Below are 16805 nucleotides of genomic sequence, written 5' to 3'. Positions count from 1 at the left end.
TCAAATTTAGAAAAATAAGTCCTCTCGCCTCCTTATTTCACTTATTAAACATTTTAAACACGATAAAATACTATTTTCTAAATCAAACACCCTATAAATAACTATTTGGTAATAAAAAATACTATTTATGTGTTTGTAAGCGTGCCTTATTATAGCATTTTTCAAATATTTATTAAACCCCTTCAAACACTTTGACTAAAAAAGTTCATTTAGTAAAAACTCGAAACGTTCCAGCAAAACGTTTCGAGCACTCCGTCTTATTCAACTAAACCTTCAACTTGAGGAAGCCCAATTCCTGCTGTATAGACTTCGATTAGACCAGATGGCAGTTCAAGATCCTCCGTATGACCTTTGACGTTCATATGAATGGTGTCTTCTTTTTCTGCTAGAATTTTTTCTTTGAAATCTGGATCAGACAGTGCAGCCACCCCCATTGAAGCAATATCTCCATAATTCAGAGCATCTAATGCTTCATCAGCGGAACGAATCGTCCCTGAGATAACTACGGGGACTCTACTCGCGACAAAATTCTTAATTACCAAACTGACTGGTTCTGTATAGTCACCTTTTTGCGGCATCGCTTTATAGGCATCTTTGCCAAAATTCCCCCCTGCAGCGGAAGAAAGATCAAGGAAATCGATGTCTTGCTCTAATAACTTATCTATTAGCTTCAACGAATCATCTAAATCGTAGCCAACCATTTCACCATGAATCTCTTCAGGAGAGACGCGATATCCAACAATCGCATTTGGATTTTCCGCCCGAGCGACTTTTAATACTTCCTTCGTTACTTCAATGGCGAAATTCATGCGCTTCTCGAAGGTCCCACCCCAATAATCCTCTCGCTGATTCGAATAGCTAGAGAAAAACTGCTGGATCAAATAATGATTTGCCCCATGGATCTCCACCCCGTCAAAGCCCGCTTTCAATAAACGCTGTGCGGCCAGACCAAAATCTTTTACTACTTGCCAAACCTCGTCTTCCGTCAATTCGGTTACCTTGTATTGCAAGAAAGGAAATTCAATCGCACTTGGTGCATAAGCTTTACCAGTCACGTAACAACCATAAGCACCTTCACGTCCTGGGTGCTGAATCTGACCGATGGCTTTACTGCCATTGCTCTTCATTGCCGCAGCTAGTTTACTGTAAGCTTCGATTGCTTTATCATTGTAAAGTGCCAATTGTTTCGGATGTCCTTGGATATTTTCTTGAACTGTGATCGCTCCAGTCAAAAGCAAATCTGCAAATTTACTGCGCCGTTCAAAGTACTTAATATCTTCCACGGTTGGTCTGCCTGTTGCTGGATCCGCCGCAAAAACTACCATCGGACACATCGCAAAACGATTTGCCAAACGTCCACCGTGTTTCAAATCGATTGGTTCAAATAGTGGTGCATATTTTTCCTTCATTTCAAGTCCTCCTTCATAATCTAAACTCGTGCATGCGTTGTATACCAGCCGCCGTCGATCGTGATAGTCGCACCAGTGATAAAGCTGGCTTTTTGTGAAGCTAGAAAGGCAAATAATTTTGCTGGTTCCCAGTCTTCTCCGATTCGACGACTAGGGATTGCCTTCAAAGCAGCTTCCGTGCCCAACATCTCCCACGCTTGATCTGGCATCAAATTTGTGCGAATCAATCCCGGACAAACCGCATTTACCCGAATAAAAGTATTGTCACCCTCGTCAATTTCTGTCACTGCTTTTGGTCGTCCAAACATATCCGCTGGATTATTGTTTAATAGTGCTGCTGCACTTTGTCGCGTATAATTCAGTAATGCTGCCTTCAAGACATTATAAGGAACCGAATCCCCAATCATGAAAGACGCTACCGAAGCAGTATGGGTAATACTCGGATTATCTGACTTGCGCAAAAGCGGTACACAATACTTAGTAAACATTGCCGCATGCAAGACATACAGCTGAAATGCTCGTTCAAATTCTCCCGAATCCACCTCTTCAACCGTACCTACGATCGCCGAACCCGCATTACAAATCAAACTGTCCAGTTTACCAAATTTTTCCTTCGCAAAAGCCACAGCCGCTTTGATCTGCTCCTCATCCGTTACATCACATTTAAATGGCAAAAAATTCTCGCCTAACTCCTTCGTCCGACTAAAATTCCGTCCAATCCCAATCACCTTTGCTCCCTGATCCAGAAACTCCTTCGTTGTCGCCAAACCGATGCCAGAAGTCGCGCCAGTAATCATTACAATATAATCATTTAACATGTTGAATCCTCCTTCTACCTCATTTTAAGGAATTCATTTTTTTCAAAAATGAGTTTTATTTTCGTCACGCATACCATTCCACTAAACATTTATCTTTGAAGCAAACTGCGTAAAGTGGAACTGGCTTAATTACTGACTGTCATCAAGCCGCCGTCAATTAACACATCGGCACCATTGATGTACTGTGCATCCGTTGAGGCTAGAAACGCAATCAGATCCGCTACTTCTTCTGGTTTTCCTGTTCGTCCACAAGTAACCTTCGCCATCTGATCGTACATCGCTAACACAGCATTTTCTTCCATGTTGACACCCTCACGCTGAAATATCGGTGTCTGAATAAAACCCGGCGACACACTATTGCAACGCACGCCAATAAAGCCCTGGGCTTGCTGTTTGGTATACAGCACCACGGCGTTTTTCGCTAAATTATATAGAGGATTTTCAGAGCTGACAGTTCGACTGGCTGCAGAAGCAGTGTTGATGATACTTGCGTTGTTTTTCGGAGCATTTAACAAAAGAGGATACAATTCTTTGGCAAACAACATAGGTGCCCGTAACAAAAGACTGAAGCAACGATCAAATTGATCGACTGTGACATCGCGAATCGTTGTATTTTCACCAAAACCTGCATTGTTCACAAATATATCCAACTCATTGTCAAAAGTGTCTTTGATAAATTTGCACGTCTTTACGATTTCATCAGCGTTTCGTACATCACAGGTATAAGGAATAAACTGATCGCCTAACTCCTTCGTTTTGCTAAAATTCCGTCCGATCCCAATCACTGTCGCACCCTCCCTGATAAACAGTCGAGCCGTAGCCAGACCGATACCAGAAGTCGCACCAGTAATCACAACTTTGTAATCTTGGAACATCGTTCTACCTCCCTTTTCCAAAGCAAAAAGACTTCAAATGAAAATAGGACAGTTGAATTTGTTCAATTGAGAGATTCTTTATGGATTTAAGTTGCGGGCAGGTTGTCTTGGTGAATCGAATAAAAAAAGAGGAATACTACACTAATACAATGATATCATTATTCGAGACAGTTAGAAAACGGATTCATGAGAAAATATGATTTTTAGCAAGTCTCTTAAACTTGTTAACTTGTGAAAAAATCGTGTCTTGACATTCAATTTGGACTACGATACGGTTAATTAAAGAGTTTTTAGTGAAGATAGGAGAATGATACTTTGGATGACGAGGACTCGTTGTGTATTAAAAAAGAGGAACTAGTGATTGATACTAGTAATCCCAAAGTGCGCTGTCTGCAAACAGGGTGCTTTTTTGCATTAGGGAGAACTATAAGGAGGAAACTTTTTGGATAACTTGAGCATAATGATTGTAGTACTGGGTATATTATTAGCTTTGTCAGCGTTTTTTTCTTCAAGTGAAACGGCCTATTCTTCATTGAATCGCATTCGAATCACTAAATTGGCAGAGGAAGGAAATAATAAGGCAAGGACTGTTTTGGACTTGTTTCATAATTTCGATCGTCTTTTGTCAGCAATTCTTATCGGAAACAATATCGTAAATATCGCAAGTTCTTCTATTGCAACTGTTCTATTTGTCCGCTATTTTGGTAACGTCGGCGTAACGCTATCGACGGTTGTAATGACGATTCTAGTTTTAACCTTTGGTGAGATATTTCCTAAAACATTGGCAAAAGAATCCCCTGAGACTTTCGCACTTTCAGTTGCTCGACCACTAAAAATTTTGGTGACCATTTTTTATCCGCTGACACTCTTTTTTTCTGTCCTAAAAGTTGGATTAATGAAACTATTACCAAACAAAGAAGCAACTCCTTCCATTACCGAAGATGAATTGTTGATCCTTGTGGAGGAAGCAGCACAAGAGGGATCGATTGATGAGGATGATGAACTTCTGATTAAGAGTGTGGTAGCATTTAATGATTTAGAAGTACAAAAAATTTTTGTGCCCCGCACAGATATCATTTCCATTAACAGTAAAAAAAGTACAGAAGAAATAGCAGAAATTTTTGAATCTTCCGGTTTATCCCGCCTCCCCTATTGTCAAGATAGTATCGATGATGTGAAGGGTGTAATAAATCAAAAGGATTTTTATTACCATGTACGAAAAGGCGAAAAAAAATTAGAAGAAATTGTCAAACCTATCAGCTTTGTGCCAAAAAGCATGAAAATTTCAGAGCTGATGAAGAAATTTCAGGCGGATCAAATTCATATCGCTATCATTATTGATGAATACGGTGGAACTGCGGGCCTCGTTACGCTAGAAGATATTATTGAAGAATTGGTCGGAGAAATCTGGGATGAATATGATAGTAAAGAACTGGATTATTACAAACTAGCAGATGGCAGCTTCTTAGTAAATGGTCGTTCAGACTTCGATTGCTTAGAGGAGCTTTTCAATATTTCTAATACCACAAATTCTGCAACGGTCGCAGGCTATATTTTATCTTCAATCGAACGAATCCCCATACAAGGTGAAACGATTCAGTTAGATGGTTTGAAGATGACTATTTCGAAGATGAGGAATCGGCGGATTGAAGAAGTTGTGGTTGAGCCGGTTGTTGAGGGTGAATAAATAGACCATCCGAATTATTATATACAAGGTCGATAAAACAAAAACAGATCGTTTAGTTTTGACTCATACATTGAATAAGTCTCGTCACGAAATAAGGTGACGAGACCTATTTTCTGTGTCCAAATCTTTTCATATTTTGTCTCAAGCAAAATTTTCTATTAAAAAACTAGAAACCCATACATCAAGGTTTCTAGCATATAAACAAGTATTACCCCACAGACCCTTCCATCTCATACTGAATCAGACGGTTAAGTTCCACAGCGTATTCCATTGGTAATTCTTTGGTGAATGGTTCAACGAATCCCATTACGATCATCTCAGTCGCTTCTTGTTCAGAGATACCGCGACTCATTAGATAGTACAATTGTTCTTCGGAGATTTTTGAAACCTTCGCTTCGTGTTCTAAAGATACATTTCCATTCAGGATCTCATTATACGGAATCGTATCCGAACTTGATTGATCATCCATGATAATCGTATCGCACTCGATGTGGCTGAATGAGCCAGCACTGTTTCGACCGAAGCGGACAGTTCCGCGGTAATCTACTGCGCCGCCGTCTTTGGCGATGGATTTTGAAACAATCGAGCTGGATGTATTTGGTGCATTATGGATCATCCGGGCACCGTTATCTAACACAATGTTTTTTCCGGCTACAGCGATTGATAGCATTGTACCTCTGGCGCCTTTACCTTCCATGTAAACACTTGGGTATTTCATGGTTACTTTTGAGCCTAAGTTGCCGTCGACCCATTCCATTGTCGCATTTTCTTGAGCTTGTCCACGTTTGGTTTCCAAACTATATACATTGTTTGACCAGTTTTGGATCGTCGTATAACGGCAGTAGCCGTCTTTTTTTACGAAAACTTCTACGACTGCCGCATGCAAGCTGTCAGAAGAATACGTTGGAGCCGTACAACCTTCGACATAGTTGATGCTGGCACCTTCGTCGACGATGATCAGTGTACGTTCGAATTGTCCGGTATTTGCCGAGTTGATACGGAAGTACGACTGGATCGGAATATCGGTTTTCACACCTTTTGGCACGTAGATAAAAGTTCCGCCAGACCAAGCAGCTGAGTTTAACGCAGCCAATTTATTGTCTGATGGTGGTACTAATGTGCCGAAGTATTCCTTGAACAATTCAGGATACTCCTTCAAGGCTGAATCGGTATCTGTAAAGACGATCCCTAATTTGGTGAACTCGTCTTTCATATTGTGATATACCACTTCTGATTCGTATTGGGCAGAAGCACCAGCTAAGTATGCACGTTCTGCTTCTGGAATCCCAAGACGTTCAAAGGTCGTCTTGATTTCTTCTGGCACATCATCCCAATCACGAGCTGGCTTATCGCTTGAACGAATGAAGTAATTAATTTTATCGTAATCCAATTCGGACAAATCAGGTCCGTAATTGGGCATATCTAATTTCCTGAATGTTTCTAAGGATTTCAAACGGAAATCCAACATCCATTCTGGTTCTCCTTTTGCGCGGGAGATTTCGCGAATGACTTCTTCTGACAGACCTTCACCCGTCGTAAAGACTGGTTCAATATCATCGTGGAAGCCAAATTGATATTCCTCTTGCATTTCAGGTACACTCATGTATTCCCGCTCCTTATTCGTTTTAATGTATTCATTTTCTGACTAAAAAAAGATTAGTCGTTCACTCATTTATTCTTTATGAAATTGCCCTTCGCGAGCTTTTCCTTGTTCGCTAGTCAAAGCTTTACCTAGTGCCTTCCAAGCCAAGGTTGAGCATTTGATTCGAGCCGGGAATTTTGCAACACCACTAAGCATCGCTGCATCTCCTAAGGCTTCTTCATCTTTTTCAGGAATCTCATTTCCTTGAACCATTTGAGCAAAAATCACTGCTAGATGTTCGGCTTCTGAAACGGGCTTGCCAATCACCGCATCTGTCATCATGGATGCACTTGCAGTGGAAATTGAGCAGCCGCTCCCAGAAAAGGCAATGTCTGTAATGACGTCGTCTTTGACGATCAATTCAAGTTCGATCACATCGCCGCAAGTCGGATTGTTCATCTCGATTGTTTGCGTAGAATCACTTAGCTTCCCGCGATGGTGTGGATGAGAGGAATGGTCCAAGATTACTTGCCGGTATAAATTGTCTAATTTAGATAGCGCCATCTTTGAAAAACTCCTTCGTCGCCTTGATTGCTTCGATCAAACGGTCCGCATCTTCTTTCGTATTATAAAAATAGAAGCTAGCCCGTGCCGTCGCTGGCAGATTTAAATAGTTCATTAACGGTTGTGCACAATGGTGTCCTGCACGTACAGCGACACCTTCCATATCTAGAGCAGTCGCCACATCATGAGGATGGATGCCATCCAAATTAAAAGCAACCACACCAGTATGATGTTCAGGATCTTGCGGTCCGTAAATAGCGATACCGCCGATCGCTTGTAATTTAGGTAAAACGTAGGCAACCAGTTCTTGCTCATAACGATGAATATTCTCCATACCAATCTCATTCAAGTAATCGATTGCTCCGCCTAGAGCGATTGCTCCAGCAATGTTCGGAGTACCAGCTTCAAATTTCCATGGCAGCTCTTTCCAAGAACTATCGTAAAGATTGACAAAATCTATCATTTCACCGCCGAATTCGACTGGCTCCATTTGTTCTAACAATTGACGTTTGCCATATAATACACCGATTCCAGTCGGCCCGCACATTTTATGCCCGCTAAAGGCGAAAAAGTCTGCATCCAACGCTTGTACATCAACTGTCATATGCGGTGCTGCTTGGGCACCATCTACGATCATCACAGCCCCGTTCCCATGAGCCATCTCTGCCAATTCTTTGATTGGATTGATGACCCCTAATACGTTGGAGACATAGGCTAAGGAAACGATCGCTGTTTTTTCATTAATCATTTCTTTTGCGGCAGTCATATCAATGAAACCTTCGTCAGTCAGTGGTAGGTAGCGTAATGTAGCCCCCTTCCGTGCCGCTAACTGTTGCCACGGAATAATATTGGAATGATGCTCCATGTAAGAAATAACGATCTCGTCACCTTCCTTAATGAAGGCATCCCCATAACTTCGTGCTAACCAATTTAATCCGGTGGTCGTACCTCGAGTAAACAACACCTCAGCTGTTTCTTTAGCGTTGATAAATGCCCGAACTTTTTCTCGACTATTCTCATAATCTTCCGTCGCCCGTTCGGCTAAAGTATGGACCCCGCGATGTACATTGGCATTATCATGTTCGTAGTAATGACGCAGTACATCTAAGACTTGCGTCGGCTTTTGTGTGGTTGCTGCATTATCTAAATAAACAAGTGGTTCATCATTTACTTCTTGTAAAAGAATCGGAAAATCTTTTCTAATCGTAGAAAAATCCCTCATTATTTACTCAACTTCCCTTCGATCGTTGCGATCAATTGCTCTTGGGTGGCTTTCACTGGAATAGCAGTAATAACAGGTCCTAAAAATCCGCGAATGACTAAGCGTTCTGCTGCCGCTTTTTCTAATCCGCGACTCATTAGATAAAACAACTCGTCAGGGTCTACTCGTCCAACACTGGCCGCGTGCCCAGCAGTTACTTCATTTTCATCAATCAAAAGAATTGGATTGGCATCTCCGCGAGATTTCTCTGACAGCATCAATACGCGACTTTCTTGTTGTGCATCGGCACCCTTTGCTCCTTTTAAGATATGCCCGATTCCATTGAAGGTCAAGGTCGATTTCTCTAAAATAACTCCATGCTGCAAAATGTGTCCAATCGTATGAGGCGCTTTGTTTGTCACTCGAGTATCAATTCCTTGAATTTGCTTACCGTCACTGATAGCTACAATCTTGACTTCTGAATGAGAGCCTTCGCCGACTAAATCAGAGTCAAAGTCTGCGATCACATTGCCATCATTCATGATCCCAATTGCCCAATCAATCATCGAATCACGCATCAAGTAGCCACGACGATTCATATAAGTAGCAATATTGGTGCCTAAGGAATCTACCGCTGAGAATTTCACACGTGCGCCGGGTTTCGTGATTACTTCGACTACGACATTTCCAGACAGCTTCTTCGCTGCTTCTCCTTGTGATTCAAAGCGCTCCAAATATGAAAACTCACTGTTGTCTTCCGCCACAATCAAGACATGCTTGAAGAAATGCGCATCGTCATCCCCATTGTGCAAGAAAAGACTTTCGATTGGCTCTTCGATCACAACATTTTTCGGTACATATAAGAAAATTCCATTATTCATAAAAGCTGCATGCAGTGCCGTCAATGAATTTTCTTCAACTGGTACAGCCTTTTGCATGTAGTATTCTTTGACTAAATCAGGATGCTCTTGCATCGCTGTCAGTAGATCAGTGAAGATTACTCCTTGCTCGGCAAGCTTTGGTGAAATTTGTTCGAAAACAGTCGTTTCACCAGCTTGTACGATCATTGGATTGTCTTTCATTTGATCAAAGCTAGGAATCGTCCCCACTGCTTCTTGGTGTTCTGGTTTTACATTGTAAAGGTTCCAACGAGCAAATTTCACTTTTTCAATCACAGGCAAAGGCAGTTCATCGATTTTATTCAACGCATTGACACGCAAGTCAGTCATCCATTGAGGTTCGCCCCATTCGGCTGAAAAAGTTTTAACGGCCTCAAGATATTCTGTCCATTTTTTCATCTATCTTGCCCTCCTAAACTTCTTCTTTGTAATCGATACCTAATTCAGCAGAAATCCCTGCATAGCCTTCAGCTTCTAAACGTTTCGCTAATTCTGCATCGCCAGTCAAGACTACTCGTCCATCCATCATAATATGCACCACATCAGGTACGATGTAGTTCAATAGACGTTGATAATGGGTAATGATCAACGCACCGAATTCTTCGCCGCGCATTTCGTTAATTCCTTTAGCTACGACTTTCAAGGCGTCAATATCTAGACCAGAATCGATTTCATCTAAGATTGCAAACGTTGGTTCGATCATTAATAACTGTAAAATTTCGTTCCGTTTCTTTTCCCCACCAGAGAAGCCTTCGTTCAAATAGCGTTCAGCCATTTCTTCTGGCATGTTCAATAGTTCCATTTTTTTATCTAATTTTTTCAAGAATTGCATAACAGAGATTTTGTCGTCTTCTTCACGACGAGCGTTCATTGCTGCCCGCATGAACTCTGCATTACTAATTCCTGGAATCTCACTTGGGTATTGCATCGCTAAAAATAGCCCTAAGCGTGCGCGCTCATCTACCTCTAAATCTAAAATATTTTTTCCGTCGAAAAGGATTTCCCCTTTTGTAACTTCGTAGTTTGGGTTCCCCATGATTGCCGCTGATAAGGTAGATTTACCTGTACCGTTTGGTCCCATGATGGCGTGGATTTCTCCCGTTTTCATCACAAGGTTTACACCTTTTAAAATCTCTTTATCTTCAATGGCAACGTGTAAGTCTTTGATTTCTAAAACTGACATGAATGTACCTCCAAAATTTTTTCTCGTTCTCACATATTTTAGACTAAATGAGAATGGAATACAAACTGATTCACCAATTTTCTTTTAAAAAAGAGCCTTTTATTTAGAATAATTATAAATTTGTTCACCCTAAAAGATGTTCCTCTGGCTCTTGGAAAAGCTTTTCCAAAAACGCAGCCTCCGTTAATTTTTCAGTCGGTTCTTTATAATGGAAGAAAGCAGGTTTTTGATCATAAAAGATTTCCTCCATTAGCTTGGCCTGATCGACTTCATCAAACAGACCCGCTGGGAAATAATACTTATCATCCGCTAGGCTATAGTAGAACAAACTGCTGCCGCACTTTTTACAGGAACCTCGTACTGCCCATTCCGATGATTGAAAACGATGCAGCTGCTCCTTTCCGGTAAAAGTAAAATCCTTCGGCGTTACCCCTGCCAATGACATAAATGGCCCGCCAAAAAACTTTTGACACATGTGACAATGACAGATGGTGATTTCTTCTGCTACATCAGAAATATTAATTTTTACCGCACCACATAGACAACTTCCTTTTACTTTCATTACAGTTATTCCTTTCCTATTTAGATTCATATGTTAAGTGTATCAGGTAGCATCTTAATAAAAAACTTTTTATAAAGGAAAAATGATTCTAACTTTAAATTCTTATCATACAAAAAAAGCGTTAGAAGAAAGTCCTCTTCTAACGCTAAATTATCACTTATTCATTTACCGGTTTTACAGAGCCATCCCATTTTTCTAAGATCCAGTCTTGTACATCTTTTTCGTGTAAGACTTTGACTAATTTCTTGACGCGAGCATCGTCTTTATCTTCCGTACGAACAGCAAGAATATTTGCATATGGTGATGTGTCTTTTTCAAGCAACACAGCATCTTTTACTGGGTTCAACCCTGCACCATAAGCAAAGTTGGCATTGATTGCTACTAAATCACCTTCGTCATTGCTGTAGGTTGTTGCTAGCAAAGCAGGATCAATCGAGTGGTCAAATTTCAATTTCTTAGGATTTTCAGCGATGTCATCAAACGTGGCTGTTTCTAAATCTACTCCATCTTTTACTTTAACTAGTCCAGCATCTTGTAAAATGGTGATAATACGACCCCAATCAGATTCAGAACTCGATGTAATTATCGTCGCACCATCTTTTAAGTCCTTGATATCTTTGATCTTCTTAGAATATAAGCCCATTGGTTCGATATGGATCGCACCGGCATCGGTGAATTTGTAGTCATTTTCTTTTACGGCTTTCTCAAAGAAAGGCTTGTGTTGGAAATAATTGGCATCGATATCCTTATCGGCTAATGCCTTATTTGGTAATACATAATCATCGAATTTTTTAATTTCTAAATTCACGCCTTCTTTTTCAAGTAACGGTTTTACATGTTCTAAAATTTCAGCGTGAGGTGTTGGAGAAGCTCCTACAACTAATGTATCACTTTTTTCTTTACTGCTGCTGTCTGATGAACCTGAATCTCCATTTCCACAAGCTGCTAATCCTACCGTTAATAAAGCTACTGCCGCAAAACCTAAAATTTTCTTTTTCATTGTTCGTTCCCCCTAATAGTTTTAATCAGTTTATATTTTCAAAGAGATAAATTTTTGTTTCTCTTGTTTTAATTGTTACCGTTTATCTGTTCGTTTTGTCAAGAAATCGCCAATCCCTTGAACAATGAATACGATAATGAGGATAATCACCGTCGCTACTAAAGTAACCGTGTAATTTCCCCGTTGATACCCTTCCTGCCAAGCTAGTGCTCCAAGTCCGCCTGCTCCTATCGCCCCAGCCATTGCGGTAAATCCAATCATGGATACCGATGTGACTGTTAGTCCTGAAATCAATGCGGGCAAGCTTTCCGGAATTAACACCTTGTAAATAGTTTGAAAATAGCTTGCTCCCATAGCATCCGCCGCTTCTAAAACTCCTGAATCCACTTCACGAAAAGCAATTTCGACTAATCGCGCATAAAATGGTGCTGCTGATAAAACCAAGGCTGGAATCGCGGCTTTGGCTCCTAACATTGTTCCTACCAAAGCTTTAGTAAACGGAATGATCAACACCATTAGGATCATAAATGGCGTGGATCGGAAAATGTTGCTAAGAATAGATACCAATCCATACAAGATACTGCGGGCTGCTGAATGCTTTCTTCCTAATGAATATAGCAGTAAACCTAACAGCAATCCTAGAACAAAAACAATCAGCATGGAAACAATGGTCATAAACAATGTATCATTGATCGCTTCTTTTAAGGTATCCCAAGACACCTGTTGAAAATTTAGATACGTTTCTGAAAAGCTCTTATCCACGATGCAGCACCTCCACTCCAACTTGTTGAGTCTCAATAAAGTTGATGGCTTCTTCGATTTTATCGGTGTCTCCTGTAAATTGAACCGTCAGTGTGCCAAAAGAATTTCCAGTTACACGTTCGATATTTCCATAGACGATACTAATACTAATTGGAAACTTGCGTATCGCCTGAGAAACGACCGGTTCATTGGCATTGTCTTCTAAGAAGTGCAAAGTCGCTAACGTGCCTTTTGGATTTTCTTTAATAAATTCTTTCAATAACTCAGATGGGTCTGCTTTTGGCTCAAGATCCTGTTGAACGAAAATCTTGGTCACTTCCTGTTGTGGATGGCGGAAAACTTCTCGAACAGAGCCTTCCTCTACGATTTTTCCTAATTCCATCACAGCGACCTTGTTACAGATTTTACGAATCACATTCATCTCATGTGTGATCAACACAATTGTCAATCCAAGCTGTTTATTGATATTTGCTAATAGCTCTAAAACTTCTTCCGTTGTCTGGGGGTCTAGTGCACTTGTCGCCTCATCACAAAGCAAGATGTCTGGATCATTGGCTAAGGCTCGTGCGATACCGACTCTTTGTTTTTGTCCACCTGATAATTGAGAAGGGTAAGCGTCCCCTCTTCCATCAAGCCCCACAAGACTCAATAATTCTTCTGCTTTCTTCTTTCGTTGATCTTTGACTACACCTGCCAACTCTAATGGTAATTGAATATTTTCGATGACCGTTCGTGACCATAATAGATTGAAATGCTGGAAAATCATTCCAACTTTTTTCCGAAATGTTCTTAAAGCAGGTCCCTGCAATGTAGCCACGTCTTCACCATTTACTAGAACTTGTCCAGCTGTTGGTGTCTCTAATCCATTCAGCAATCGAACCAGTGTGCTCTTTCCAGCACCCGAATAACCTACGATGCCGTAAACATCCTTTTCTTCGATCGCTAAATTGATTCTATTGACTGCGTGGATTGGTCCCGTTTTGCCGGTAAAACTTTTCCCTACTTGATTTAACTCAATCAATGCCATGTTTCTCTTACTCCCTTTCACATATCCAACTTGCGGATAACTATTCATCACAGATACCCTAGATAGGATCAGTCCGGCCACAGCTGGCTCGGAACTCACGAAATTCATTTCTTCTAAAACCACAAAAAAACTTCCGCCCTAAAAAATGTACGAATGTACACTTAGGACGAAAGTTTGACTTCCGTGTTACCACCTAAAATTCGTTCTGACCTTACGATCACAACCTCTGCCAGTACTTGTTTTCCACGTATACTGAGGTGCTGTAACGGGCACTCCCGTGATAGACTTGGCACCTGCTTCGTCCATCCTGCTCAAAGACCATTTTCCATCTCATTTCCGTAACTCCTTTTCAGCATACTGGAGCTCTCTTTGTACTTTAATCAGATGTACTTTTCTTTTCATCGCTTTCTCATGTGTATGAAAGGATTATATCAAGGAGATTTTATCCTGTCAAACATCAAATGAAAATTTCTTTATAAGTTTTCAAACTCGTCGACATCAACTTCACGTAATGACAAGATCCAGGCATCTAATTCTTCTTTTACATTCAGCGCGGCCGGATCAGCCAAAACTTTTTCACTAACTGAGGAAACGACACCTGTTAATGGACTTTTGAATTCTTGAACAGCTTTTTCAGCTTCAATCTCTAATAAAGGTTCTCCAGCCTTAACCGTTTGACCAATTTTTGGTAAAGAAATGAACGTCACCTCGCCAAGCGTTTCTGCCATCTCTGCTGTTAATCCCATACAAAAATCTTTATCATTGTGCAAGATCCATAGACCTTCATTTTTTTTCAAGTAACTCATTTATTTAAAACGCTCCTTCGTAAGTTGTTTCTTTAAAACCATTTAATAAAAATTGATCATCTTTGATTAACAACGGGCGCTTCACCAGCATCCCATCGCTTGCCAATAAATCACTAGCTTCTTTAACGGATAATTCAGCCATCTTATCCTTCAATCCAAGCTCACGATATTTCATGCCGCTTGTATTAAAAAATCTTCTTACAGGCAGATCACTAGCTGTGAGCCACTTTTCAAAAGTATCAGCTGAAGGTGTCTCTTGAACCAAATCAATCGTTTCATAATCAATTCCCGCTTGATCCAGCCAAGCTTTTGCTTTACGACAGGTTGAACATTTAGGATACCAATAAAATTTAAGCACTGCGTGTCCTCCTAATAGGTTTCTTATTCGCACTTTGATAGCGCATCGATAAAATTAAGCCAATCCCGATCATATTTCCTAAGATCGATGATCCTCCTTGACTGATAAATGGTAGTGGAATCCCTGTTAATGGCAGCAATCCAATATTTGCCCCAATATTTTCAAAAACATGAAACAGCATCATCATGATAATTCCTGAAGCGATATAAGCATAAAATTCATTATTCATGTCAAAGCATAACCGAATCATTCGATAAATCAAAATAAAATAAAGCAAAATCACAAAGGCCCCGCCAATAAACCCAAAATTTTCTCCGATTACAGTGAAAATCATATCGGATTCACGTACTGGCACATAGACATGACTAACATTATAGCCCGTTCCGAACATTCCGCCAGAACCAATCGCCATCAATGAACGAGCCAATTGATAGCTTTTCCCCTGAGGATCATGAAAAGGCTCTAGCCATGAGTCAATTCGGGCAAATTGATAATTCTTAAAACCAATATGAGTAAGCAGTTCTCGTCCAGAATCCGTCGTTACTAAAAAGATCAAGGTCCCGCCTACAACTACTGCTAACACAATCGCCGGAACTAAAATCAACCAAGATATTCCCGACATCAGAAACATTCCTGAAAAAATGGCTAAGAAAACTAACATCGTTCCAAAATCCTTTTGTGCCAAAATCAACCCAAGCACTGGGAGGGTCACTAGCAGCATCTTACCAATTAAAAAGACATCAGACTTTAACGAATGCAGTTTATTCGTTACGTTGTGTTTGGTAATAATCAATGCCATCATTAAAATATAGGCGATTTTCATTAATTCCGATGGCTGGAATGTAAATGTACCAAACTTGAACCAGTTTTTTGAACCTGTTGAAGCAGCCAATGCAGGATCGTAATATTTCAACAATGCCAACATAACGGCCAAACCAATAACATATAAAAATGGCGTCAGACGCCACAGGAGCTTTGCATCTAAATGAATGATAATTACAACGGCTAATGCTCCAACTACATACCAAATCGCCTGCATCGCAAGCCCACGAAAAACATTTGGATCTCTGATAGTATCATGAGTCAACGCTACATATAGTGACAGCATCCCGATCAAACATAATAAAAATACGGGTAAAATGACGCCATAATCAATCCGGCTATCATCATTATTCTTTTTTAGTCTATCCATCGTTCATCTCTTTTCCACCAGTATACTCGCTCTATTATAGACGCTTCTTTGCCTAAAGAAAAGCAAGCATCGCTGACTTTGCAAAATCTTTATTCTTCTTTCGTCTCTTGTTGTAAATAAGAAATCAGTCCCCATATTCCCAACTGTAAAATGCTGAACATCAAGACAAATTGAATTTTTTCGACCGACCAATTGCCTATTAATAATTTCAAAACAGTCACAGGATGGGCCACCAATTCGATGGAATGCACCCGATCAAATCGGCCAATATAAATTGCGATACTAGAAAGGAGCGCTAATACAGTTACACTACTCACTTTTTGTTTTTTACTGAGTTGAATAGTTGAAAATAATTTGAATACCTGAGCCATGCCAATAAAAACCATCAAGACGATCGGTAATGCTAATAAAAGATACGACCACCATCCTTGAGAGTCCATTAAAAAATGCCCGCCTGGTTGATAAATCCTTAAAGCAGCCAAGTGAAATAAATCTGTCATTAAATACGGAATGTTTGGGAAAAACAAAAGCCACAGAGGGACAAAAATCCATCGCCAAGAATCCTTTATCTGAATAAACAGCTGCGCAAAAAGAATGGGTAACCACGCTAAAAAAACATTCAATCCCATAAATGAAAAGGTTTGTTGCCCAAAATGCATAAATAAAATATAGACCCACACGGCTAAATGAAACATATAATTTTTCTTCATACTTCTCCTTAAAAAATTCTATACTTTAACGGTACCATAGAATTTACAAAAACAGTTTGAAATCTTTTTGAATTTCTTTCCCGTAATAATAAAAAGCCGCCACTATCAAAGAGTTAACTTTGACATGACGACTTGAAGTAGTGCCAGCTGCAGGCAACAACGCTTCAAGT

Annotated in this window: 17 protein-coding genes and 1 other annotated feature; of the genes, 1 reads left to right on the top strand and 16 read right to left on the bottom strand. The window is 40.2% G+C overall.

The features are described from left to right. Positions 1 to 257: 257 nt before the first annotated feature. The 3 genes from RV13_RS06880 to RV13_RS06870 all read right to left on the bottom strand — a co-directional run bounded on the left by RV13_RS06880 (position 258) and on the right by RV13_RS06870 (position 3102). Positions 258 to 1409: an oxidoreductase gene (locus RV13_RS06880; RefSeq protein WP_028020351.1), complete on the bottom strand. Its 1152-nt coding sequence runs from the start codon at positions 1407 to 1409 to the stop codon at positions 258 to 260. 20 nt (positions 1410 to 1429) lie between these two features. Further along, complete coding sequence (locus RV13_RS06875) at positions 1430 to 2227, bottom strand: SDR family NAD(P)-dependent oxidoreductase (protein ID WP_028020352.1); 798 nt, start codon at positions 2225 to 2227, stop codon at positions 1430 to 1432. A 125-nt stretch (positions 2228 to 2352) separates the two neighbouring features. Beyond that, positions 2353 to 3102, bottom strand: a complete 750-nt coding sequence (locus RV13_RS06870) for an SDR family NAD(P)-dependent oxidoreductase (RefSeq protein ID WP_028020353.1) — start codon at positions 3100 to 3102, stop codon at positions 2353 to 2355. Between the two features lie 442 nt (positions 3103 to 3544). Between RV13_RS06870 and RV13_RS06865 the strand changes: the two genes are divergently transcribed. After that, the gene (locus RV13_RS06865; RefSeq protein WP_028020354.1) at positions 3545 to 4789 is read left to right on the top strand and encodes an HlyC/CorC family transporter; all 1245 of its coding nucleotides are present in this window, start codon (positions 3545 to 3547) and stop codon (positions 4787 to 4789) included. A gap of 208 nt (positions 4790 to 4997) precedes the next feature. Here RV13_RS06865 and sufB read toward each other — a convergent pair whose 3' ends face one another. The 13 genes from sufB to RV13_RS06800 all read right to left on the bottom strand — a co-directional run bounded on the left by sufB (position 4998) and on the right by RV13_RS06800 (position 16635). Further along, entirely contained in the window at positions 4998 to 6392 is a 1395-nt protein-coding gene (sufB, locus tag RV13_RS06860) for a Fe-S cluster assembly protein SufB (RefSeq protein ID WP_010745870.1), read from the bottom strand. Between the two features lie 69 nt (positions 6393 to 6461). Further along, a complete protein-coding gene (sufU, locus tag RV13_RS06855) occupies positions 6462 to 6935 on the bottom strand; it encodes a Fe-S cluster assembly sulfur transfer protein SufU (protein WP_010745869.1) in 474 nt (157 codons plus the stop codon). Continuing rightward, positions 6922 to 8157, bottom strand: a complete 1236-nt coding sequence (locus RV13_RS06850; RefSeq protein ID WP_060789124.1) for a cysteine desulfurase — start codon at positions 8155 to 8157, stop codon at positions 6922 to 6924. The genes sufU and RV13_RS06850 overlap by 14 nt, the downstream gene beginning before the upstream one ends. Next, the gene (gene sufD / locus RV13_RS06845; protein WP_028020358.1) at positions 8157 to 9434 is read right to left on the bottom strand and encodes a Fe-S cluster assembly protein SufD; all 1278 of its coding nucleotides are present in this window, start codon (positions 9432 to 9434) and stop codon (positions 8157 to 8159) included. Before sufD ends, RV13_RS06850 begins: the two co-directional genes overlap by 1 nt. A 13-nt stretch (positions 9435 to 9447) precedes the next feature. After that, positions 9448 to 10218 carry a Fe-S cluster assembly ATPase SufC gene (sufC, locus tag RV13_RS06840; protein WP_010745866.1) on the bottom strand — a complete coding sequence of 257 codons (771 nt, stop codon included), beginning with the start codon at positions 10216 to 10218 and terminating at the stop codon, positions 9448 to 9450. A gap of 124 nt (positions 10219 to 10342) precedes the next feature. Beyond that, the gene (locus RV13_RS06835; RefSeq protein WP_028020359.1) at positions 10343 to 10780 is read right to left on the bottom strand and encodes a GFA family protein; all 438 of its coding nucleotides are present in this window, start codon (positions 10778 to 10780) and stop codon (positions 10343 to 10345) included. Between the two features lie 157 nt (positions 10781 to 10937). Beyond that, complete coding sequence (locus tag RV13_RS06830; RefSeq protein ID WP_010745860.1) at positions 10938 to 11780, bottom strand: MetQ/NlpA family ABC transporter substrate-binding protein; 843 nt, start codon at positions 11778 to 11780, stop codon at positions 10938 to 10940. A gap of 75 nt (positions 11781 to 11855) precedes the next feature. Continuing rightward, on the bottom strand, positions 11856 to 12542 hold the full coding sequence (locus RV13_RS06825) for a methionine ABC transporter permease (RefSeq protein WP_010745859.1): 687 nt from the start codon (positions 12540 to 12542) through the stop codon (positions 11856 to 11858). Next, positions 12535 to 13569 (bottom strand): methionine ABC transporter ATP-binding protein, encoded by a 1035-nt coding sequence (locus tag RV13_RS06820; protein WP_028020360.1) that lies wholly within the window; start codon positions 13567 to 13569, stop codon positions 12535 to 12537. Before RV13_RS06820 ends, RV13_RS06825 begins: the two co-directional genes overlap by 8 nt. A gap of 159 nt (positions 13570 to 13728) precedes the next feature. Further along, positions 13729 to 13980 (bottom strand) — a binding site (T-box leader). A 62-nt stretch (positions 13981 to 14042) separates the two neighbouring features. Beyond that, positions 14043 to 14375 carry a glycine cleavage system H family protein gene (locus RV13_RS06815; protein ID WP_010745857.1) on the bottom strand — a complete coding sequence of 111 codons (333 nt, stop codon included), beginning with the start codon at positions 14373 to 14375 and terminating at the stop codon, positions 14043 to 14045. 4 nt (positions 14376 to 14379) lie between these two features. Beyond that, positions 14380 to 14733, bottom strand: coding sequence for an arsenate reductase family protein (locus RV13_RS06810; RefSeq protein WP_028020361.1), 354 nt, complete (start codon positions 14731 to 14733; stop codon positions 14380 to 14382). Beyond that, positions 14726 to 15925: an FtsW/RodA/SpoVE family cell cycle protein gene (locus RV13_RS06805; RefSeq protein WP_010745855.1), complete on the bottom strand. Its 1200-nt coding sequence runs from the start codon at positions 15923 to 15925 to the stop codon at positions 14726 to 14728. The genes RV13_RS06810 and RV13_RS06805 overlap by 8 nt, the downstream gene beginning before the upstream one ends. 89 nt (positions 15926 to 16014) lie before the next feature. After that, a complete protein-coding gene (locus RV13_RS06800; RefSeq protein ID WP_028020362.1) occupies positions 16015 to 16635 on the bottom strand; it encodes a DUF1361 domain-containing protein in 621 nt (206 codons plus the stop codon). Between the last annotated feature and the right edge of the window lie 170 nt (positions 16636 to 16805).

The sequence above is a fragment of the Enterococcus raffinosus genome, assembly GCF_001886185.1.
Classification (GTDB): Bacteria; Bacillota; Bacilli; order Lactobacillales; family Enterococcaceae; genus Enterococcus_A; species Enterococcus_A raffinosus.
Note: the sequence above shows the minus strand (reverse complement) of the source record. Positions and strands in the feature narration are given on the sequence as shown.

Coding starts and splice junctions, on each gene's coding strand:
- RV13_RS06880 (WP_028020351.1), bottom strand. CDS start 1,409: ATGAAGGAAAAATATGCACCACTATTTGAACCAATCGATTTGAAACAC.
- RV13_RS06875 (WP_028020352.1), bottom strand. CDS start 2,227: ATGTTAAATGATTATATTGTAATGATTACTGGCGCGACTTCTGGCATC.
- RV13_RS06870 (WP_028020353.1), bottom strand. CDS start 3,102: ATGTTCCAAGATTACAAAGTTGTGATTACTGGTGCGACTTCTGGTATC.
- sufB (WP_010745870.1), bottom strand. CDS start 6,392: ATGAGTGTACCTGAAATGCAAGAGGAATATCAATTTGGCTTCCACGAT.
- sufU (WP_010745869.1), bottom strand. CDS start 6,935: ATGGCGCTATCTAAATTAGACAATTTATACCGGCAAGTAATCTTGGAC.
- RV13_RS06850 (WP_060789124.1), bottom strand. CDS start 8,157: ATGAGGGATTTTTCTACGATTAGAAAAGATTTTCCGATTCTTTTACAA.
- sufD (WP_028020358.1), bottom strand. CDS start 9,434: ATGAAAAAATGGACAGAATATCTTGAGGCCGTTAAAACTTTTTCAGCC.
- sufC (WP_010745866.1), bottom strand. CDS start 10,218: ATGTCAGTTTTAGAAATCAAAGACTTACACGTTGCCATTGAAGATAAA.
- RV13_RS06835 (WP_028020359.1), bottom strand. CDS start 10,780: ATGAAAGTAAAAGGAAGTTGTCTATGTGGTGCGGTAAAAATTAATATT.
- RV13_RS06830 (WP_010745860.1), bottom strand. CDS start 11,780: ATGAAAAAGAAAATTTTAGGTTTTGCGGCAGTAGCTTTATTAACGGTA.
- RV13_RS06820 (WP_028020360.1), bottom strand. CDS start 13,569: ATGGCATTGATTGAGTTAAATCAAGTAGGGAAAAGTTTTACCGGCAAA.
- RV13_RS06815 (WP_010745857.1), bottom strand. CDS start 14,375: ATGAGTTACTTGAAAAAAAATGAAGGTCTATGGATCTTGCACAATGAT.
- RV13_RS06805 (WP_010745855.1), bottom strand. CDS start 15,925: ATGGATAGACTAAAAAAGAATAATGATGATAGCCGGATTGATTATGGC.
- RV13_RS06800 (WP_028020362.1), bottom strand. CDS start 16,635: ATGAAGAAAAATTATATGTTTCATTTAGCCGTGTGGGTCTATATTTTA.